Here is an 18,639-nt window from a genome sequence, read left to right as displayed (position 1 = left end):
TCACCAACATCGCCGGAAAGCAGCCGAGCCCGCGCCCAGGCATGACGCCGCTGGTCAGGTCAGCGCAGATCGGAGCCCGCGAGGCCTGCCGCCCCAGACGGGACACACAGCCTGCGGATGCCACGAGCAATGGATTCGCCTCCGTACGGCCGGAGCAGGGGTTTCCGGCCCGAGTCGCGACGTCGCCGACATTCTGCCGCTCAGCGAGACGGTCTGGGACTGCTCTTGCCTGCCCGGACGGAGAGCGGGTGCGCGTGCCCGCGGTGACCACACCGGTCGTCGACGCGGTCGGCGCCGGGGACTCCTTCACTGCCGGGCTGCTCCACCACATCGGCACACGCGAGCTCCTCGGCGGACAGCTGGTCGGTGTCGGAGTCGATGACGTGGCGCAAGCCCGCCGATTCGCCACCCGGGCCGCAGCCCTGACCTGTCGGCTGGTGGGTTCGGGTGGGCTGGCGAACTGGCTGGTGAAGCCGGGGTCTCCGTGGCTCCATTTACCAGTCGTTTTGACGGCGGTGGGGGGCTTGCCAGGCCAGGATCGGGGTACTCCTGCGCCGCCGACGACCTGGTGGCGTAGGTGGGCCCCGGCTACCGAATCTCGGACCCGAGCGTGTACTCGAACTCGATTCCGGGCAACCACGGGCACCCGGCCACCCTCGTCATCCCGTTCTTCGTCGGGGACGGCGCGGGCGTCTTGCGGACGCGGACGGTGAGCGACGCCCCGGCCCGCACGGTGGACGTGACCCCGACGATCGCCGCGTTCTACGGGCTGGGCAGGCCCAAGGGTGGCTGGGACGGTACTGCGCGCGCGGACGCGTTCACCGGTCTCCCGGTCCGCTGAGCCGGGAGCCTGGCACGGGCAAGGGGTGGAATGCTCCCTTCCGGCGAGGCAGGCTGTACCTATGTGTTCGAGCCTCCGCCTCTCCCTGCGGCTCGGAGCGCCCGATCGGCCAGGAGCGGGCGGCGGGGTTCCGTTCAGGCTGGGGCAGTGTGTGCCCTTCGCGATCGTGCTGGCCGTGCTGGGCATCGAGCTCTCGCCCGCGCACTATCTGGTCACCGGCCCCGTGCTCACCACGACGCCGGCGCTGGCCGCGCTGACGATGGGGCCGATGGGCACGCTGTCCACGGCAGTCCTCGCCGCGGGTGTGAACGCGGCCTCCGCGACCTACAACCAGTCGTGGGGGACGCTGACCCAGCTGATCATCGGGAACTTCCTGGGGCTGTTCGTGGTGTCCGTGGCCAGTGTCATCCTGAGCAACGCCATGCGTACGCGCAGGCAGGGCGAGCTCGACCAGGTCCGCCGGATCGCTGTGGCGGCGCAGGAGGTCGTCCTGCGGCCCGTCCCCGAGCGGCTGGGCCCGGTCCGGGCCGCCAGCCTGAGCCTCGCCGCGGGGACAGGGGCGCTGGTCGGCGGTGATCTGTACGAGGCCGTGCAGACGCCGTACGGCGTCCGGTTGATCGTGGGGGACGTGAGGGGCAAGGGGCTGACTGCCATGCGCGCGGTCGCGGTGACCCTGGGCGCGTTCCGGGTGTCCGTGCACTACGAGGTCGAGCTGACGGAGGTCATGTCTTGCTGTGAGGCCACGCTGCGACGGGAGACGGCCGTGCCCGGTACGTACTCTCAGGAAGTTCTGACGGAGGGATTCATCACCGCCCTCATGGCCCAGGTGCCGGACGAACAGGTAGTGCTCGTGGTCAACCGTGGCCATCCGCCTCCGCTGGTGCTGCACCGGGGCAGCGTTCAGGCCCTGATGCCCGACACGCCACTGCCTCCGCTGGGTCTGGAAGACCTCGTGGACGGCCTTACCGCCAAGGCCGAGAGCTTTCCCTTCGTACGCGGCGACCGTCTGCTCCTGTACACCGACGGCGTGATCGAAGCCCGCAATCGCGACAACGACTTCTTCCCTCTGCCGGAGACCATGGAGGGGATACGGGCGAGCACCACCCCGCGGGAGTTCCTGGAGGAACTACACCAGGCGTTGATCCGCCATACCGGAGGCCGCTTGACGGACGACGTGGCGATGATCCTCGTCGACCGGCTCGACGAGGACACCGCCGGCAGCGGATACATGTCGAGCTCGGGCACTACGTGTCCAAGGGCCACCCAGGGCAGCGACGAGGGCCCAACGGTCCCGGGAGGGACACGCGGCCCATGGCCGGGCGAGGCGCGGCGAGCCAGACTCGATGGCAGAGGCATGACCGCCATCCGCCCCGCCAGGCAGGATGAAGGCACCCAGCGGTCGGCGTGCCGAAGCGGCCCCGCTGTGACGATGGGGAGGGCCAATGAGTTCCTTGAGTCAACCTCTAGGCCGCCAGAGGTTCCTCGCGAGCCGCGTTGATCTTGTTGTTGGCCTGGTGCATGAATCTCCGCTGATGCACCGAGCTGGCGTCGCCCGCACCCAGGCATGCGTCACGGGTGGACGCCATTCTGTTCGAGGGCATGGTGGGCGGCTTGGCGAAGAGCAGCTTCACAGCCCTGGACCGCGCCGACGTCGCCGTGTGATCTTGCTGGCCGTCGACCGAGCCTTCACCGCCGGAGGAAGGTGGCAAGAGGGTCTACGGACGCCCCTTCCCATTCCCTGTGTCCCACCAGCGTCCCAACTTGTGCGTCCAGACCCCGTACAGGTCGACGATTACGGCTCTTCTCGACCCTGAACCCATGCATCCGCCCGGGTCAACGCATCGTGAACCCCCGCAGCCCCAACCGCCGTTGAACTCACGAGCAGCGGATTCAGTCCGCTGACCCAAAGTCCTGAATCCGCATGCCTGCTGAGACGTTTCCGCAGTTCAGAACCCTGCATGGTGGGGCGGGTGGGACTCGAACCCACGGCCGACGGATTATGAGTCCTTTGAGGATCTTGGTGACCCTTGCTGTTCTGCGCTGATCCTTGGCGTTTTCGCAGCTCAGAGTGCATGCCGTCTGCTGGTGCTCTGGAACCTTTGCCAGTCTGTTCCTGTCCTTGCGTCCCCAACGTGTCCCCACCGAGTCCCCACGGGGGGCCAAGCGGAGTGCCACGGGACCATCGCAGCAGCTCGGAGCTGGAAGTCGAACTCCCCCGCAACGGATTACCCTTCCAACGCGTAGAGGCTCCGCCCCGGGAACCGGAGCGGAGCCTCAATGACCATTCATACAGGTCAGACGTCGTGTCGCCACCCTACCCGGTCGACCCTGCCTACTCCAGCATGAGTTGCACGGTACCGAGCGGCTGCGGTTTTCGGCGCGCTGCGTGGAGGATGAATCCACCTCGGGGGCCGCTCCCGTCTCATGTCGATCGAAGGGCGGTTCGACGTAGGGCCGAAGCAGCCCGCTGGCGTCAAACCAGCCGATGTCGGCAACGGCTGAGGCTTTCCATTTCGAACGCACTGGCGGGCCGGGTTCCGATCACTGAGGATCACAATCAGGAAATGCGCTCGAAGGTCTCCGAGTAGCCGTCGTCATGGAAGCGCAGATGCCGGGCATCGCAGGTATAGGAGGTCAAAACCGCGTGTTCGGAGCCCGGACCGTACTGGTGGAGAACGGTGCCTCCTGACGTCAGTGAGGGCTTTCCGTCCGAGGCCACGTGGTGCTGCAGGTAGAGCCCGTTCCCGGCCGACCAGTCGTACCGCCTGTCCGCGCCGTAAGACAAGGTGACGGTTGCGGTGTCGCTGACTGCGCGCAGCGAATAGCCGACTGTCGCATCGGTCGCGGTGCCATCGCGACGGTACGTGGTGGTGTAGCGGCCGGCATTGGTGAAGGCCACGAAGCCATGACCGCTCGCCGTCAGATCTGCCAGCTCGGCCGCCGCCGTCAGGCGCCACGTACCGAGCAGGCACTCGTCATGGGCCACCATGCCCGCACCGGGGGCACGTGCCTCAGGGTCGTCGACAACTATGCAGAGGGTGGTCAGGGCGTTGAAGGCGTCGAGCATGGCAGTCGAATCCTGGTCGGTCGCACCGGCGACCACGGCCTTACCGATCTTGGCTACCCGCCTGTCGGTGGAGCGGGCGAGTACGCGTCCGATCCACCGGGCGTCATCGGGAAAAAGCACGAGCTGGGCGCCGTAGTCATGCGGCAGCCAGGCACACATGTTCTCCGCGTCCAGGGACGTGGGAATGCCGAAGGTGAACTTCGGATCGTAGAAGGCGGCACGTTGCACGTCCGGCGGCTTCTCGTCCTGAGACTGACCGGCCTGCTGCATCTGAGGCAGGGGAGAGGCACCCCCGAGCTGCACCACCCCGGTGGCGGCGACCGACAGCGCCAGTACGGCGACCACCCACGTGCGCCGCCTGCCGCGGCATGGAGTCGGCACGCGAGGGGGGCTGGCGCCTTCCGTGTCCGTCGTCCGCGCGGCCCACGCTGCGTACAGACCGATCAACCGTCCGGTCAGCGCACCCGCCACGGCGAACGGGACGACAGCCACCAAGCCCTGCCCGAGCAACCGGATGGCAACGTCCTGAAACCAGCTCCAGTCGACCGGTTGGTCCCGGAAGGGAGCAACGGCCAGGTACCTGACCCAGACAACCGTCACCATCGCCGCTCCGGCGAGACCGGCCGCGCTGACGCCCACCACGCAGGCCACTGTGGCTCCCCGGAATCCGCTGGACCACGACGCCATCACGGCGACAACAGCCTGTACTGCAACGGCGATCGACACGAGCTGCAGATCCAGCTCCCTGACGCCACTCGCCCCCGGCACAGAAACCGAGAAGTCCCACCAAACGCTGAAGGGAGACACCTGCGCAAGGGCCACAACTCCCGCTGCCGCACCGGCCATCAGGACCAAGCGCCGCACCACCATCATGTTGTCCGCCGCGCCTGGAGCAGCCGGTGCCAGGAGGCTCACCAGCCCGAACGCGGCCAGAAGCAGCACGGATACCGCGACCAGGCCAGGAGTGCTGAGGTCCATCTGGTTGTAGGAGAAGCGCAGGGTCCGCGGCAGGGACAGCTCAGAGGAATGCAGCCCGCGCCAGAAGGTGAACAGAACCGCGAACATCATTGCGGTCACGAGCGCCAGCAAGACAGCCCCCGCCCTGCCCGCGGAGGGCTGGCTGATATGCCACAGCATCGCCGTAGCGGCGGTCACCCGCACCAGGCAGACCAGCCCTGCGGTCAGGACGCAGATCAGGAGCAACCCATGCTGCGGCGAAACCGCGAGTACGTCATCCCATGACACGTTCAGCGTGGGCAGATCCCAAGCCAATGCCTGACCGGCCAACAGGCCCGCGGTCGCCGCCAGCGCCAGCGGTGTCCCCCACGGCATCCGTGCGCCGAGCCGTGAAGCCTGAACAGCGGCGCGTACAGCCCACGAGGCCAGTACTCCGCCGAAGAGCATGCCCAGAACCATCGCGGCGAGAGCGACCGACCAGAAGCCGTTGCCGGTCAGGCGGCGCGCGGTTGATTCCAGCCCGGCGAAGGCCAGACCGACCGCCAAGGCGGCGATGAAAGCATCGGACTTGTCGTAGCGCGACAGCAGCGAAGGGTCTCGCACGATCTCCTCACGGGCCGCCTCCGACGGATGCGTGTCCTTTGCCGTACGAAGCCTGGCCCGACACCGCTGGAAGACCGTGGGTTCGGGGCCCCCACGGGACGGCACCGGTCGGAGCGCCTCGAGAAGCCCCTCGCGGTCGTGTAAGGCGGAGGCGATGTCGGCCTGGTGTTCGCGTGCATGGATGACAGCGCGCAGAGCCAGATGGACGACGAGCAGAAGCGCCCCACTGAACAGCAGCTGCTTCGAGCCGAACCACAGCGATCCTGCACCCCCGACCGACACCTTGCCGGCCACGTGGAGCGCCAGGGGTGCCACCACCAATGCCAGGAAGACCCACCAGGCCGAGATCGCCACCCGTGTGAGGTCGACGTCGCCGCTGCGCAGATGAGCCAGTTCGTGGCGGATCTTCGCCCGAACCATCTGCGGCCTGTGGGGAAGCTCCCAGGCCAGTCCCGCGTCGAGATAAATCTCGTAGCGGCCGATACGGCCACGAGCCACTGCGTGCTGTTCGTTCACGGCCCGAATGCGCAGTTCAGGGACCGGAACCCTCATCTGCTGCGCAAGGTCTGGCAGCTCAGCCGCGATCGTCTCATGGTCTACGTCACTGGGCGGGAGCACTGGCCTACGTATCCGGAGCCAAACTGGATGCAGGAGATACAGCCCCAGCGAAGCCAGGATCAGCAGGCCAACGGCCGCCAGTTCCCAAAGGATGGCGAGTCGGCCGACCGACTTGTCGCAGTTGCCCAGGACCGCCGTGTAGGCAGCGGGATCGGGCAGCACCGGGCTCCGGGTGACGCAGTCACGAGTGGTGGGCATAACGCTGAGTACGTACTCCGCGAACCACTGGTAATAGGGAACCGCGGAGATCACGAGGGTGCCGAAGAAGAGCACGAACCGGGAGGTGGTTCCCACAAGGATGGTGTCGGAGATGGGGGGACGGCTCTGTTCTGCCGACTGGCTCAAGGTCACAGGTCCTTCATCAGACAAGCCAGGCGATCAGCAGCAGCCTCCGCTTCCTCGGCTGTCCTGCCGTTGACGATGAGGCGCCGGGCCAGTTCGGTCTTGGCCCACAGGACTTCCTCCGCGCTGTATGCGGGTGCCGGCGACGAGGGTCCAACGGCGGGCTTGCCCCGGCGCGCGAGGCGTGAGCGCACGCGGCTCAGCACATTGCCAGCCGACGTCTTGGCAGCGTCCTTGGCCAGGTCGAACAGCACCGCGTATGCCAGCGCGGTGACGACCACGCTCGCACCTCCCACGCCGAAGCCGTTCGTTTCCTTGCCGCGCCCCGGACGGAGGTCCATGGAAGCAGGGTTGATGACGCACAGCCTCGTCACCTGGTCAAAGTAGGCTATTTCCTCTGACGCCACGCTCTCGGCCAGGTCACGGACCAGTGACTCGAGCGTTTTGACCTTGGCCGATAATGCTTCTTCCTCCATTGTCATGTTCAGAGACTGATCACCCCCAATGTGGCTGTCAATGACTTCTGTGCCGTATACGCCAATGAACTAGTTCCGGGCAGGCACCCCGATGCATGCGTCTACGTCATGTGCTCGATGCTGATGACGCTAGATCCGCAGTCGTGCGCGTGATCACGTCCCGCTGTTGTGGGCGGTAGTGAATGCTGCTGCATCCAGCCACGCGCGGTGGAAGCCGGGCATGGGCTGGCCGTGACTGGCTATGGCTCCGATGTTGTTGCTCATGGCTCTCCGGGAGGGGCGCGACGGCGCCGCGCCCCTTGTTGAGTCGTACGGGTCAGTTGGTGGTGGCCTTCGAGCGCCGCTTGGGTGCGCGCTTGCGGGGTGGCCGGTTCGCCGCTTCGGGCTGCTCTTCGGCTTGACCGTTGGCGTTGTCGACGGAGGCTGATTCGGACTGGGCGTCGCCTCCGGGCTGGACGTCCTCGTGTTGGGGTTCGGTGGCGGGGGCGGACGCGCCGTCCGGGTGGTCTTCGCCCGCTGGACCTTGCGGCTGTGGGCTCTGTTCGGTCTCGGGGCCCACCTCGGGTTCACGCTCCTGTGCGGCCTCGGCATCCGGCTCCGGCTCCGGCTCCGGCTCCGGCTCCGGCTCCGGCTCCGGCTCCGGCTGGACAGTAGCTTCGGGCTGCTTCGTCGCCGCGCTCGGCGGTGACGGCGGCCGGGGCGTTGCCGAAGAGGTCGACCCACGGTCGGTGGCCGACGTACCGGGGCTCGTATTCGAAGGCCGGAAGGAGGTGGTCTTCGAGGGTGCGCAGGATGATGACGGCGGGGTCTTCGTCTTCGTCGGTGACGAGGGTTGTCGCTTTGTTGTAGCGGTGGCCTTCAGGGAGCCGTGCGGCTATGTGTGCTTCGTGGGCGGCCAGTTCGGCAGGTGTGGCTCCGCCCGGCAGTGCGGGCGCGGCGTTGCCGGTGATCCACAGTTGGACGGTGGCTCCGCCGAAGATGAAGGCGGAAGCTGATGGCTCATCCGTCGCCGTGGATTAGGCGGCTGCACCGTCGGCGGGAGTACGTCGGCATCCAACCCTGACCTCGCGACACCATGCGCCGACGGGGAAGCGACACAGCCGGCGGTGCTCGCGCTCGCTCGGCAACGCGTCAACGTCATCCACGCCACCCGTCACCGCTCCTGCTCGACGACAGCATCGGGAACACGTGATCGGTGCTGTCCGCGCAGTACTCGTGTTCATTGGGTTCGCGGTGAAGCTCGCGCCCGACAAGGTCCGGACGGTCGCGGCAGCCAGCCGCGACGCCGATGGTGCGGTGCACCGGTACCCCCACCTCGCTGGGACCGTGATACCGGACCGTGTTCCCTCTGGGCAGTTTGGGGGCTGGCCCCGGCAGGCCCGGTCAACGCTGCTCCCCACCTCGACCCGATGCCCGCGTCCCACCCGGATCGCGATCCACAGGTTCCAGAAGCGATCCATGATCGAGAAGCCGACGTCCACGCGGTAGCGACTATTGCGCCGGGTCTCACGACACCCACGCAAGATGTTCGGTTTAGCCCGAAATCGGCGTCCCCAATTCTGTCCCCACGATCATGAAAACATGATCACGGCAGGCCACCAAGCTGCTCCTACGGCCGCCCTGACCAGCAAAGCTGCTGGTCAGAACGTTTCTGCGTCACCAGTGTGTGGTGGGGCGGGTGGGACTCGAACCCACGGCCGACGGATTATGAGTCCTTTGAGGATCTTGGCGGCTCTTGCCGATCAACGCTGACTCATGACGTTTTTGCAGGTCAGACAGGCCCGGCCCTGCCAGTGCTTCTCAGCCCTTGTCACTCTGTGCCACTCCTTGCGTCCCCAACATGTCCTCAACGAGCCTCCACAGGGCCGGGTCAGAGGCGCTGAACAGTAGTCCTGCCAGCCCGGGAACGGGTTGGGACTCGTTCACAGCGGATTCCAACGCGCCTGGGCTCACCCCGGTGCGCCGGGGTGAGCCCAGCAGTGATTTTCACTCAGCCGGGACCGCCTGTGTCCCTACCGACAAGCACTGGCCAACGAACCGGTACGACTGCTGCCGCGCTGTCTGAGACGGGGTTCTCAGCCCTGGACCACGGCGAGGACCGCCGGCCGGAGGATCAGCGCGGAGGGACGGCTCGGCGACCGCGCTCAACTGTCGGCGGCGGAGCCCGAGCGCCCGGATACCGGCGAACACACCGAGGAATCCGACGATCAGATACGACATGACGTCAACCCTCCAAGCTTTCGAGTAAGTTCCGCGAGCTGTCTGCCAGTCAGTGGCGCTTCGCCCGCTTTCTGACCCGGTCGATCAGCTTGGCATCGAAATACTCGAACCGTTCGCGGTCGGCGTCCACCACGTCCAGAACCATCCGGGCCATCGAGGCACGACCAGTCGCATACTCCGTGTAGAGGGTCCAAATGCCCTCACGCGCCGCGATCTGGCAGTCAATCTCGAGTTCTGGGGCGCCAGCCTCGACTTCGGTCCAGTGAGACTCCCCACCGACACAGGAAATGAGCTCGTCGAGCAAACGGAGGTGTACCGCTTCGGATGTCTCCTCGTTCAGGGCAGCCACAATCATGGAGGTCACGGGTACCGCCACCTCGAAAAGGAGGGACTGAATGTATACGTGTCCCTCCAGGGACGCCTCGGTCATCTCTTGGGAATTGCTAGCCTCGAGCAAATTAGCAAATTTCTCGGGAATGTGGGCTCCCGTCTTGCCGCACCCGCAGCGCAGGGAAGCCCAGTCCACGCGCTCGGCCTGGATCAAGGACGGCCTGACAGTCATGCCCGACCCTCGGTGCCTTCACTGCGCCTCGACCAGCAGCTGCAGGTCATCGGCCAGATGTGCGGCCGACTACGTGCACCGCACTCGAAGGCCGACCAGTCGTGCCGGCCGATCTCCACGTCCATCAGCCGCACGGCAGCCCTGTTACCGGACCCGGCCGCCTGCCCGCCCACCCTTCAGGCATCCGGCTCCTCCGGGTCCACGGACTCCTCCAGCATGAACTGATCCATGACGGCATCGAGGGCGACCTCGTCCAGCGTCGGTACCGTCCAGCCCGAAGCACCCATGTGCCGCAGGAACTCGTCCGGAAGCTCCGTGTGATATCTGTCGAGGTAGTAGGCGAGGCTGCTCGGCCAGACCCACACTCCGTCGGTAAGGATCGAGTACTGGCGGATTCTCTTGTTGTCCGGATTGACCAGATCGTCGACCCAGGACCCCGTCGCGACGAGCAGTTCCCCCTCCTCCAGGTAACGCACGATTGTGTCCTCGGCGGACACCGCGACGGGCCTCTTCAGCTCGAGGACTTCTTCGGCCGTTGCATAGAATCCAACCCTCTTCAGCACGGAGTGCTCCCTTCTCAACCGCCACTCACGCCGGAGCCGCCCGGCCGGAAGGTCAGCCACCGACCGCCCGTGTACACCCTGTTCTCGAGCAGTGCTCCTGGTTTGCCGACGGTCATTCTCCCGTTCGTCCACACCCACAGATAACCGTTCGGTGCCATGACCTCGACGCCGAGCTTGTTGGCGAGGTCCTGCGCGAAGCTGCCCGTGGGAGCACCGGTCTGGCACGAGCAGAGCCGGATCGGACCGCCCGTGTAGTTCGGGTCGTTCTTCAACATCTGGGCGAAGACCCGGTGATTCACCAGACTGGCGCCTCCCGACTCTGCTTCCTCCATGCTGGGGGAAACTCCGTTGGGCGACCCGTGGATCCACGCGTCATGGTATCCGGGCAGCTTCCTCGTCTTGGGAACCATCTTGTTCAACTTGTCGTCCGGGGCAAAGAATTTCGATTCCTGCTTCGCTCCGGATTTCGCCATGCCCGCCGCTCCGGTCGCCGGCTTGCTGGGCTCGGCCGCCACAGCCTCGGCTTCCTCTGCCCGCGCCTGCGCGTTCGCCCGCTTCAGTGCCGCCAGGTCCGCCGCGTCAGTCGCCGCTTCGTCAACGGCCTTGGCGCTCGCGCCGGCTGCTGCCGCCGCGTCGGCGTCCGCTCCGGCTCTGGCCGTGTTGACCAGCGCGCTTTCCCCTTCGCCCACGGCACCGCGCTCGAGAGCTCCGACGCCGCCACTGTCCATGCCTCCGGAGTAGACGCCGCCGGCTATCTTGCAGGCCTGCTCGTGGTCCGCTCCCCCTCCCGTGAGCCAGAACTCGCAGACGGATAGGGAGCGGATCGCCACACCGAAATCCAAGAAGATGCTGTAGATGGAGTCGCCGCCGGCGTTCGGGTCGGGCGGTGTCGCGGGCGGCGTGACCCCGGGAGAGGGCTGCGGGGTGGAGTTGCCGCTGCCGCTGGAGGTGCTGGTGGGCGCGGGCGCCGGTGACGGGGAAGGCTCCGGATCGCAGTCGATGGCGCACTTGTTCATCGACGGGTCGTTGTACCAGTCGTCGTAACCCGTGGGGTCGCTGCTGCTGGCGGGGTTGTCGGCGGCGTAGGTGTAGCCGCCCATCTGGTTGGGGTCACCGGCCTGGAAGATCGGGTCCGGGGTGAGGAAGCGGCCGATGACGGGGTCGTAGTTGCGGGCGCCGAGCAGGTTGAGACCGGTGACGGGATCGGCGGGCTGGCCGAGGAAGCCGTGGTTCTCGTCCGGTGCCACCCAGGAGCTGGGCTTGGTGCCACGCGTGTTGCCCCAGGGGTCGAAGGAGCGGCGGGTGGCGACCAGCGTGGCGGCGTTGACGGCGGTCAGGGCGGTGCCCTGGCCGTTGGCGACCTGGTAGGTGACCGTGCCGCTGCTGGAGCGGGTCACGGTGGTGCCGTCCGGGCCGGTGATCTTGCGCAGGCCGGTCCAGGTCTTGGCGGCGACGTTGAGGGTGATCTGCTCGGTGCCGCCGAAGAGGTAGAGGACGCGGGTCTTGTCCACGCCGTCCACCGCGGCGGTCTGCTCCAGCAGACCGCCCTTGGCGTCGTACAGGTACTTGCTGGTGTTGGTGTGGGTGCCGGAGGTCGTGGCCACGGTGGCCGTGCGGCCCTCGGCGTCATAGGTGAAGGTCTGGGTCTGGCCGGCCGGTACGGGACCGGTAGCGGCGTTGGTCCAGGTCTGGCCGCTGCCGCCGCAAGTGGCGATGGTCAGCTGGGTGCCGTTCGTTGCGGAGGCGCCCGGATCGGTCAGGCACACCGCGCTGTTGGCATTGCTGACCAGGGTGCCGGTGGTGGTGACCTTCCATTTCTGGGTGGCGGTGGTGCTGCTGCAGGTGTCGATCACCACGAGGGTGCCCGAGGCGGTCGCGTTGGCGGAGGTGTCCAGGCACATGCCGAGGACCTTCACCGTGCCGTCGGTGCCGATCGTCCACTTCTGGCTGGTGGACCCGTTGCAGGTGTAGATCTGCACCTTTGTGCCGGCGGTGGTCGACCCGCCCGCGTCGTCGACGCACCGCTTCCCGCCGCCGGAGATCGTGAAGGCGGTGGACAGCGGGCCGGTGGTCGTCACCTTCCGGCTCATGGTGTCGCCCGCGTTCACGTTGCCGTGGGCGGGGTCGGTGTACGTCGACGTGATGGTCTCGGTACCGGCCGGGTTGGTGAGGGTGGCCTTCCCCGCCTGATCGGGCAGCGTCGCGCTCGCCGTGCCGTTGACGCCGGGGTAGGCGATGCTCTGGGTGGTGTCGTTGAGCGCGTTGCCGGTGGTGTCGTGGCCCACCATGCCGGTGCGGTCGCCGAGCTGGTCGTAGGTGTAGGTCTGCCAGTACGGGGCCGGACCGCCGATGGTGCCGGCCGTGATGGGGGCCGTGGTGGTGGTCTGTACCCGCGCGGTGGTGCAGCCGCCGACGGCGCCGACCGTGGCCGCCGTGGGGTCGGTGATGCCCGCGGTGTCCGTCCAGGCGGCGGTCAGCCGTTGGAAGGAGTCGTAGGTGAAGCACTGGGTGTCGTGCGTGGTGTTGTTCTGCAGGTCGTCGGTCGCGGTGAGTTCGCCGGCCTGGTTGTAGCGCATGCTGACGACGTCCAGGGCCGTGGCCGAGGTCTGCACCATGCTGCTGGTCTGGGTGACGCGTCCGGTGGTGGTGTCGTACTGGGCGAAGGTCGCCAACTCCTTGCCGGTGGGGCCGTAGTTGGCTTGCAGCACGCGGCCGAACGCGTCGTGGACGGCGGTGTCCAGGTAGGCGGGCGTGTTGGCGGAGTTGATGAAGCCGCCGATGCCGTCGAGGTTGCCCTGCTGGGTGTAGCCGTAGTCGATGTCCTCGGCCGGGAGGTTGCCGTCCGCCTGGTAGTGCGTGGTGGAGAGCAGGCCGACGTTCGGGGTGTAGCGGGCCGTGGAGGTGTAGGTGACGGTGCCGCTCGTGGGCGCGCTGCTCTGTCCGGCGGCGGCGAAGCCGTCCGCGGCCGGGATCGTCAGTGTGGTGCCCAGCGGCTGGTAGGCCGTGTTGTAGCCGGTGACGGCCTGGGTGTACACGGACCCCGAGGCGCCCCCGACGTAACGGGTGGCCGAGGTCTCGTAGCCCTTCTCCAGCGTGTCGTACTCATGGGACGCCACCAGCTTGGACGGGTCCGGGGTGGCGGACCAGGCCGCGGTGTACTCGGCGGTGGGGCGGTTGTCCCAGTCGTAGGTGTAGGACAGCGCCTGGCCGCGCGGGTCGGTGGTCTGCAGCAGGTTGCCGGCCACGTCGTACTTGTCGTACGTGGTCCTGCCGGCGTTGGGGTCGGTCTGGGAGGTCTTCTGGCCGAGCAGGTTGTAGGTGTACGACCAGGTGTTGCCCGCGTTGTCCTTGATCGACTCGACCTGGCCCGCGGGGGTGTAGGCGTAGCGGGTGGTGGCGTCGGCGGCCGGGACTGCATTCGCGGTGCCCTGCCGCCACAGCACGGTGGAACCGTTGGAGGCGACGACGACCGCGGTGGAGTCGTTGCGGACCCGGAAGGTGGAACCGGTGGTCGCTGTCAGGCCTGTGGTCCACAGCTGGGCAGCGGCCGTGCTGTAGATGACCAGGTTGCCGTCGGTGCCGAACTTGGCCCAGGCCCCGGGGTTGCCGCTGGTTCCTGAGGACCAGATGGTCGCGCCGGTCGCCAGGGCGGAGAGCACGAGGTTGCCGTCCGCCTGCATCGTCAGACGCACGCTGTTGGAGGTCAGCGAGGTTCCCGAGGGGATCACCGAGCCGCCGGGCAGGGTGACCGTGGAGCCGGTGTTCTTCACCACGGTGCTGGTGGTCTGGCCGATGGCGTTGGTGAAGGAGGCGGTGGAACGGCCGCCGACCGGTGCCGTGGTGTCGACCTCGTCGGCTCCCGGGTAGCTGACGGAGGTGTGCCACTGCTCGACGGCCTGGTGCCAGAGGGTCCCCTTGAGGGGCCGGCCCTGGCCGTCGTACGTGGTGGTGGTCTCCGAGGGGATCTGGTTCTCGTTGGCCGCGTACAGCGTGGTCGAGGGGAAGTTGTTCGGCTCGGAGTACGGCGCGTAGGACGCGACCTGCCAGCCGTGCGAGTCGTAGAAGGTGTCCGAGATGACGCGGCCGGAGTTTGAGTCGCCCATCGCGGTGGACTGGGTCTGCCGCGGCTGCAGCATGCCGTCGTAGATCGTGATCGAGGTGGCGTACGTGCCGTCCTCGCGCAGTGTCTTCGAGGTGACCGACGTCGGCGCGCCGGGCTGGGTGATCGTGCCGCCGGGCGCGGGTACGGCGCCGGGGTTGATGGAGTACTCGAAGACGCGGTCCGCGCTCTGGCCCGCCGCCTTGTCCCGGCCGGGCAGCCACACCGCGGTGCGCCTGCCGAGCGCGTCGTACGTCATGTCGGTCGTGCGGCCGTTGGCGTCGACGTTCTCGGTGGGCAGTCCGCGCAGCGGTTCGAGGGTGGACGTGACCGTCCAGTTCTGGGAGTTGGTGGTGGTGGTGCCGGTGGGATTGGTGTTGCCGCCTGCCGAGGTCCAGGGCGGGGTGAAGGCCGTGTGGGTGTTCTGCCCGGTGACGTCCAGCGTGTCGGTGACGCGCCCGGCGCCGTCGTACTTCATCGCCGAACTGGTCTTCCAGTTCTCCGTGGTGCCGGTGTAGCCGGTGGCCGTGCGCACGGCGGTGACCCGGCCGATCGCCGTGCTGCCGGTCTGGTCGAGCTGCCCGAAGGTGCCCAGGTCGGTGAGGCTGCCGTCGCCGTCGTAGTAGAACTTCCGGTCGGCCAGGAGCGTGCTCGCGCTCGGCGCGGTGCCGCACGGGCCGTTGACGCTGGTGACCTGGTCCGGGTAGCCGAGGGTCATCGCGTTGCCGGACGCCGGCGCCGCGTAGGTCGTGGTGGTGCACTTCTCCTGGTTCGGGTCGACGCCGTCGCCGTGCTCGTTGACGGTGGACAGGCGGCCCTGGCTGTCGTACGCGGTATCGGTCTTGGTGTGCCGCCAGGTCCCGTCGGACAGGAGTGTGTACTTCAGGGAGCTGCTGGACTTGATCCGGCGCGCGGTGAGGTCGGGCAGGGTGGACAGGGCCGGCTCGGTCTCGCCGGGGTTGTCCTCCTGGGTCCAGTCCGTCCAGGGCGTCCGGTTGGCGGAGGCGGTGGTGGTGAAGGCGAACGGGCCGTTGATGTTGACGGCGTCGGCTGTGCCGCCGGCCTGGGTGTAGGTGGCGTCCTGGAGCGCGGTGCCGGACAACTGGTCCGAGTCGGTGACGCTCAGCACGGTGTTGCCGCCGACCTTGGCGTCGACGGTGACGGAGCGGCGGGTGCCGTCGGCCTTGTAGTCGCCGTCCATGCCCTGCAGATAGGTGGTGGTCCGCTGGGTGACCGGTTCCGGAGCCTGGCCGGTCTGCACGGTGACGGTGCGGAAGCCGCGGAACTGGTCCCAGGTGCGGTACTGGTCGTCGGTCAGGGCCGAGTCGTCGCGGTGCCAGGCCGGACCCGCGTAGCTGTAGCGGGAGATCTGGGTCTCGGAGCCGGCCGGGTTGTTCTGGGCGTCCGGCTTGTACTGCCCGGCGATCGTCAGGTCGGACACGGCCACGCTGTTGACGGTGACCTTGTTGAACCAGTCCGCGATCGGCTTGGAGGCACCGGGGACGGTCCAGTAGACGGGATAGCAGGAGTTGGTGTTGCCGTCCGCCTGGGAGATCGAGAGGGTCTTGCCCGCGCACGGGGCCGGGTTGTACTCGACCGCGATCGACTCGCCGGTCTCGGTCTGCACGCTGGAGATGCGCGGCCGGTACAGCGGCGGGGCGGACGGGGAGTCGTCGTTGACCCGGTTGTCGATCTCGGTGCCGGTGAACGACACCTGGTTCAGCGTGATGTCGCTGTTGCCGTTGTCGTAGGTGTCCTTGCCGGTGTGCTTGATGGACTGCAGCCACATGACGGCCTGCAGCATCCCGGCGTCCTTCGGGTCCACCGTGGTGCCGGTGACCGGGTCGACGGTGCCGCCCGCGTCCGAGTAGATCTGGCCCAGCTTGTAGGAGTCGACCGCGGTGAGCTGGTCGGTCGCCTTCACATGGACCTTGGTGGTGATGGAGTCCAGCCGGGTGGTGGTCCAGAAGCTGGGCCCGGAGGTGATGCACACGTCGTCGGGGACGGTGGTGGCGCCGTCCGGCAGTTTGGTCTTGTCCGTGGCGTCGCAGTGCAGGTCCCACGGCACGTCCGGCCAGTGCGTGGCGGTGCTGTCCTTCAGGTTCGACGCCGAGCAGTCGGTGAACGTGTCGGTCGTCTGGCACCGCTGGGCGAGGCCGAAGTCCACCTGGGCCGCCGGGGTCCGCCCGGCCTGCTCGTCCGCCAGCGTGTATCCGTACGAGATCAGCGTCAGCGCGCCACCCCGGGTGTACGAGGTGAGGGTGCCGGTGTCGTCGGGGTCGTCGGTGGCCGCCGTCTGGCCGCCGCCGAGGTCGTAGTAGTTGGATTCGGTGGTGTAGTCGTAACGCTGCACGAATCCGGCCGGCGACACCACGAAGTCGAGGTTCCAGCGCCAGCCCTCCGGCTTGTCGCACTGGGACGCCTTGCCCTTGGTGTCGTCGTGGCAGGGGTCCGTCGAGCGCGGGTGCAGGACGGGGACGCCCCAGGCGGAGTGCGTGGAGGAGTCGGCGGGGTTCGCGGGCATGGTGGCACCGGTGCCCGCACCGCTCGGGGAGTGGTCGGCGCCGAAGTAGGCAGCGGTGCCGTCCGTGGTCAGGACCCGGTAGTAGACACCGTCGTGCAGGCCGTTGTCGGCGCCGGACAGCTCCTGCACGAGGGTGCCGTCGTCACCCTGGAGCCGCCACTGCTTGATCTCCCCGGGCACGTTCGAGTCCACCCCGTCGGGCACCAGCACGCCGGAGTGCGAGCCGAAGGACAGCGTGGCGTTGTCCCCGCCCCAGCACTCGTCGCCGGAGCCCTTGAGGATCTTGTTGTCGTTGGCATCGAGGAGGGAGCCGCACCTGCGGTAGGCCCGTTCCACGGAACCGACCTGATAGCTCCAGCCGTCCCCAACCCACGAGGTCTGGGAGTTGCGGGCGGTGGTCTCGCCGTCGACGGTCTGCGAGTCGTAACTCAGGCCGACGGACGGCGCGTTGCCACCGATCCCGGCCGGCACCGAGATCGGGTAGGAGTAGGTGAACGAGCCGGTGGCGGAGGCCTGCCAGGTGCCGGCGGCCGACAACTCCGTCGCCCCGTAGTCACCCTGGGAGCCAGAGGTGCCGGAGGTCACGGCGAGCGCCGTGGTGCCGGTGGCATTGGCCGCGCTCAGCGGCGCGGTGCGGGCCGACATCGCCTTCGGCCCGTTCGCGCTCTCGGACGGCTTCGGGGATCCGCTGCTCTGGGCCGGCTCGGGAGACTGCGCACTCGGAGTCGGCGTGGCGGTGGCGGTGCCGTCCGGGGACTGGGAGGGGGAGGCGCTCGCCGTCGGCTTGGAACTGGCCTTTCCATCAGCCGACTTGGCGTCGCCCGCGTCATCGACGGAGGCAGAGCTCATGGTGACGGTCGCCGTCAGCTGCTCGGCAGAGGCCCGGTTGGTGAACTTCAGCGGCGTGGCCTTCTGGCACTCCGCCTTCTGCGGGGTGGTCAGCGCGCACCCGGGCAGCTGAACCAGCCGCAGCCGAGAGCCGTAACCGCCGCCGTAAGCGCGGGCGATCGCCGAGTAGTCGATGACCACCTTGACCCGGCCGTGGGCGGACGTCGTGCCGGAGGGGGTGATGCCCAGGAGCATGCCGTTGGCTCCGGTGCGCAGCGTCTGGGCGTGGGACGCGGCCTGCACCCGCACGGCGTCGACGCCGTGCTTGGTGCCGGCGGGCGCCACCCAGACGGGCAGTGAACCTGCCTTGACCGGCTTGGCCATGCTCTGCGGGCCGAGGTCGACGACGGCGGTGCCGGCCTTGGGCCACCGGGCCGTCGTCGCCCGGTACGTGCCCAGCGGCTTGTAGCCCTTGGGGTGTCGTTGTGCCTTCGGCTGCAGGAGATGCGCCCCTACGGCCTTGGTGGCGGGCAGTTTCTTGGGCCGCCACACCTCGCCGTCGAACGTGAAGCCGCCGTGGTGGCCGAAGCCGTCACCGCCGTCGTGGCCGGCGAGGAAGCCCGGCATGCCGAAGCCCGAGGCGATCGCCACCGGCAGCAGCAGCGCGAGCAGAGCAACCGGAATGGTCCACAGCCCCAGTACGCCGAAGAATCTCCGGTGCCACGTGCCCGCGAACCAGCGCCGTCTGCCACTCACGTGTAACCCCCCACAAAACGGCCCACTTGAGGGGCCGTCACACAGTCAGATCACAGGTGAGTGATCGACCGGAGGCTAGGTAGGGCCGTGATCACTACTCAAGACCCTTTGCCATTTCCAGAAGAAGACCATGCGTGTTCATGACAGATGCTGTGTAGGTTCTGTGCCGAAATTGATCACTTC

General features: G+C 67.8%; 9 protein-coding genes. 4 read left to right on the top strand and 5 right to left on the bottom strand.

Features of this window, described 5'->3' with window-relative positions; translation table 11 throughout:
* Positions 1–41: 41 nt before the first annotated feature.
* The 3 genes from ACFY1J_RS02985 (at position 42) to ACFY1J_RS02975 (ending at position 2,339) form a co-directional block, all read left to right on the top strand.
* The gene (locus ACFY1J_RS02985; RefSeq protein WP_390706961.1) at positions 42–713 is read left to right on the top strand and encodes a PfkB family carbohydrate kinase; all 672 of its coding nucleotides are present in this window, start codon (positions 42–44) and stop codon (positions 711–713) included.
* On the top strand, positions 611–841 hold the full coding sequence (locus ACFY1J_RS02980; protein ID WP_390706987.1) for a hypothetical protein: 231 nt from the start codon (positions 611–613) through the stop codon (positions 839–841). The genes ACFY1J_RS02985 and ACFY1J_RS02980 overlap by 103 nt, the downstream gene beginning before the upstream one ends.
* Before the next feature lie 151 nt (positions 842–992).
* Complete coding sequence (locus ACFY1J_RS02975) at positions 993–2,339, top strand: PP2C family protein-serine/threonine phosphatase (RefSeq protein WP_390706434.1); 1,347 nt, start codon at positions 993–995, stop codon at positions 2,337–2,339.
* Positions 2,340–3,398: 1,059 nt separating this feature from the next.
* Here ACFY1J_RS02975 and ACFY1J_RS02970 read toward each other — a convergent pair.
* Positions 3,399–6,431, bottom strand: coding sequence for a hypothetical protein (locus ACFY1J_RS02970; protein WP_390730475.1), 3,033 nt, complete (start codon positions 6,429–6,431; stop codon positions 3,399–3,401).
* 2 nt (positions 6,432–6,433) lie between these two features.
* A complete protein-coding gene (locus ACFY1J_RS02965) occupies positions 6,434–6,910 on the bottom strand; it encodes a hypothetical protein (RefSeq protein ID WP_390706436.1) in 477 nt (158 codons plus the stop codon).
* 722 nt (positions 6,911–7,632) lie between these two features.
* On the opposite strand from ACFY1J_RS02965, the gene ACFY1J_RS02960 reads away from it, so the two are divergent.
* Positions 7,633–7,899: a hypothetical protein gene (locus ACFY1J_RS02960; protein WP_390706437.1), complete on the top strand. Its 267-nt coding sequence runs from the start codon at positions 7,633–7,635 to the stop codon at positions 7,897–7,899.
* Positions 7,900–9,173: 1,274 nt separating this feature from the next.
* Here the strand turns inward: ACFY1J_RS02960 and ACFY1J_RS02955 are convergent.
* From ACFY1J_RS02955 to ACFY1J_RS02945, 3 genes are all read right to left on the bottom strand, one after another.
* Positions 9,174–9,554, bottom strand: coding sequence for a hypothetical protein (locus ACFY1J_RS02955; protein WP_390730474.1), 381 nt, complete (start codon positions 9,552–9,554; stop codon positions 9,174–9,176).
* 308 nt (positions 9,555–9,862) lie between these two features.
* Positions 9,863–10,249: a hypothetical protein gene (locus tag ACFY1J_RS02950; protein WP_390706439.1), complete on the bottom strand. Its 387-nt coding sequence runs from the start codon at positions 10,247–10,249 to the stop codon at positions 9,863–9,865.
* Positions 10,250–10,263: 14 nt separating this feature from the next.
* Positions 10,264–18,456: a ricin-type beta-trefoil lectin domain protein gene (locus ACFY1J_RS02945; RefSeq protein WP_390706440.1), complete on the bottom strand. Its 8,193-nt coding sequence runs from the start codon at positions 18,454–18,456 to the stop codon at positions 10,264–10,266.
* Positions 18,457–18,639: the final 183 nt, after the last annotated feature.

The organism is Streptomyces sp. NPDC001406 (assembly GCF_042895285.1).
Lineage (GTDB): Bacteria > Actinomycetota > Actinomycetes > Streptomycetales > Streptomycetaceae > Streptomyces.
Note: the sequence above shows the minus strand (reverse complement) of the source record. Positions and strands in the feature narration are given on the sequence as shown.

What these genes read in the sequence shown, in the direction of transcription:
- ACFY1J_RS02985 (WP_390706961.1), top strand. Translation starts at nt 42, where the DNA reads ATGACGCCGCTGGTCAGGTCAGCGCAGATCGGAGCCCGCGAGGCCTGC.
- ACFY1J_RS02965 (WP_390706436.1), bottom strand. Translation starts at nt 6,910, where the DNA reads ATGACAATGGAGGAAGAAGCATTATCGGCCAAGGTCAAAACGCTCGAG.
- ACFY1J_RS02955 (WP_390730474.1), bottom strand. Translation starts at nt 9,554, where the DNA reads ATGACCGAGGCGTCCCTGGAGGGACACGTATACATTCAGTCCCTCCTT.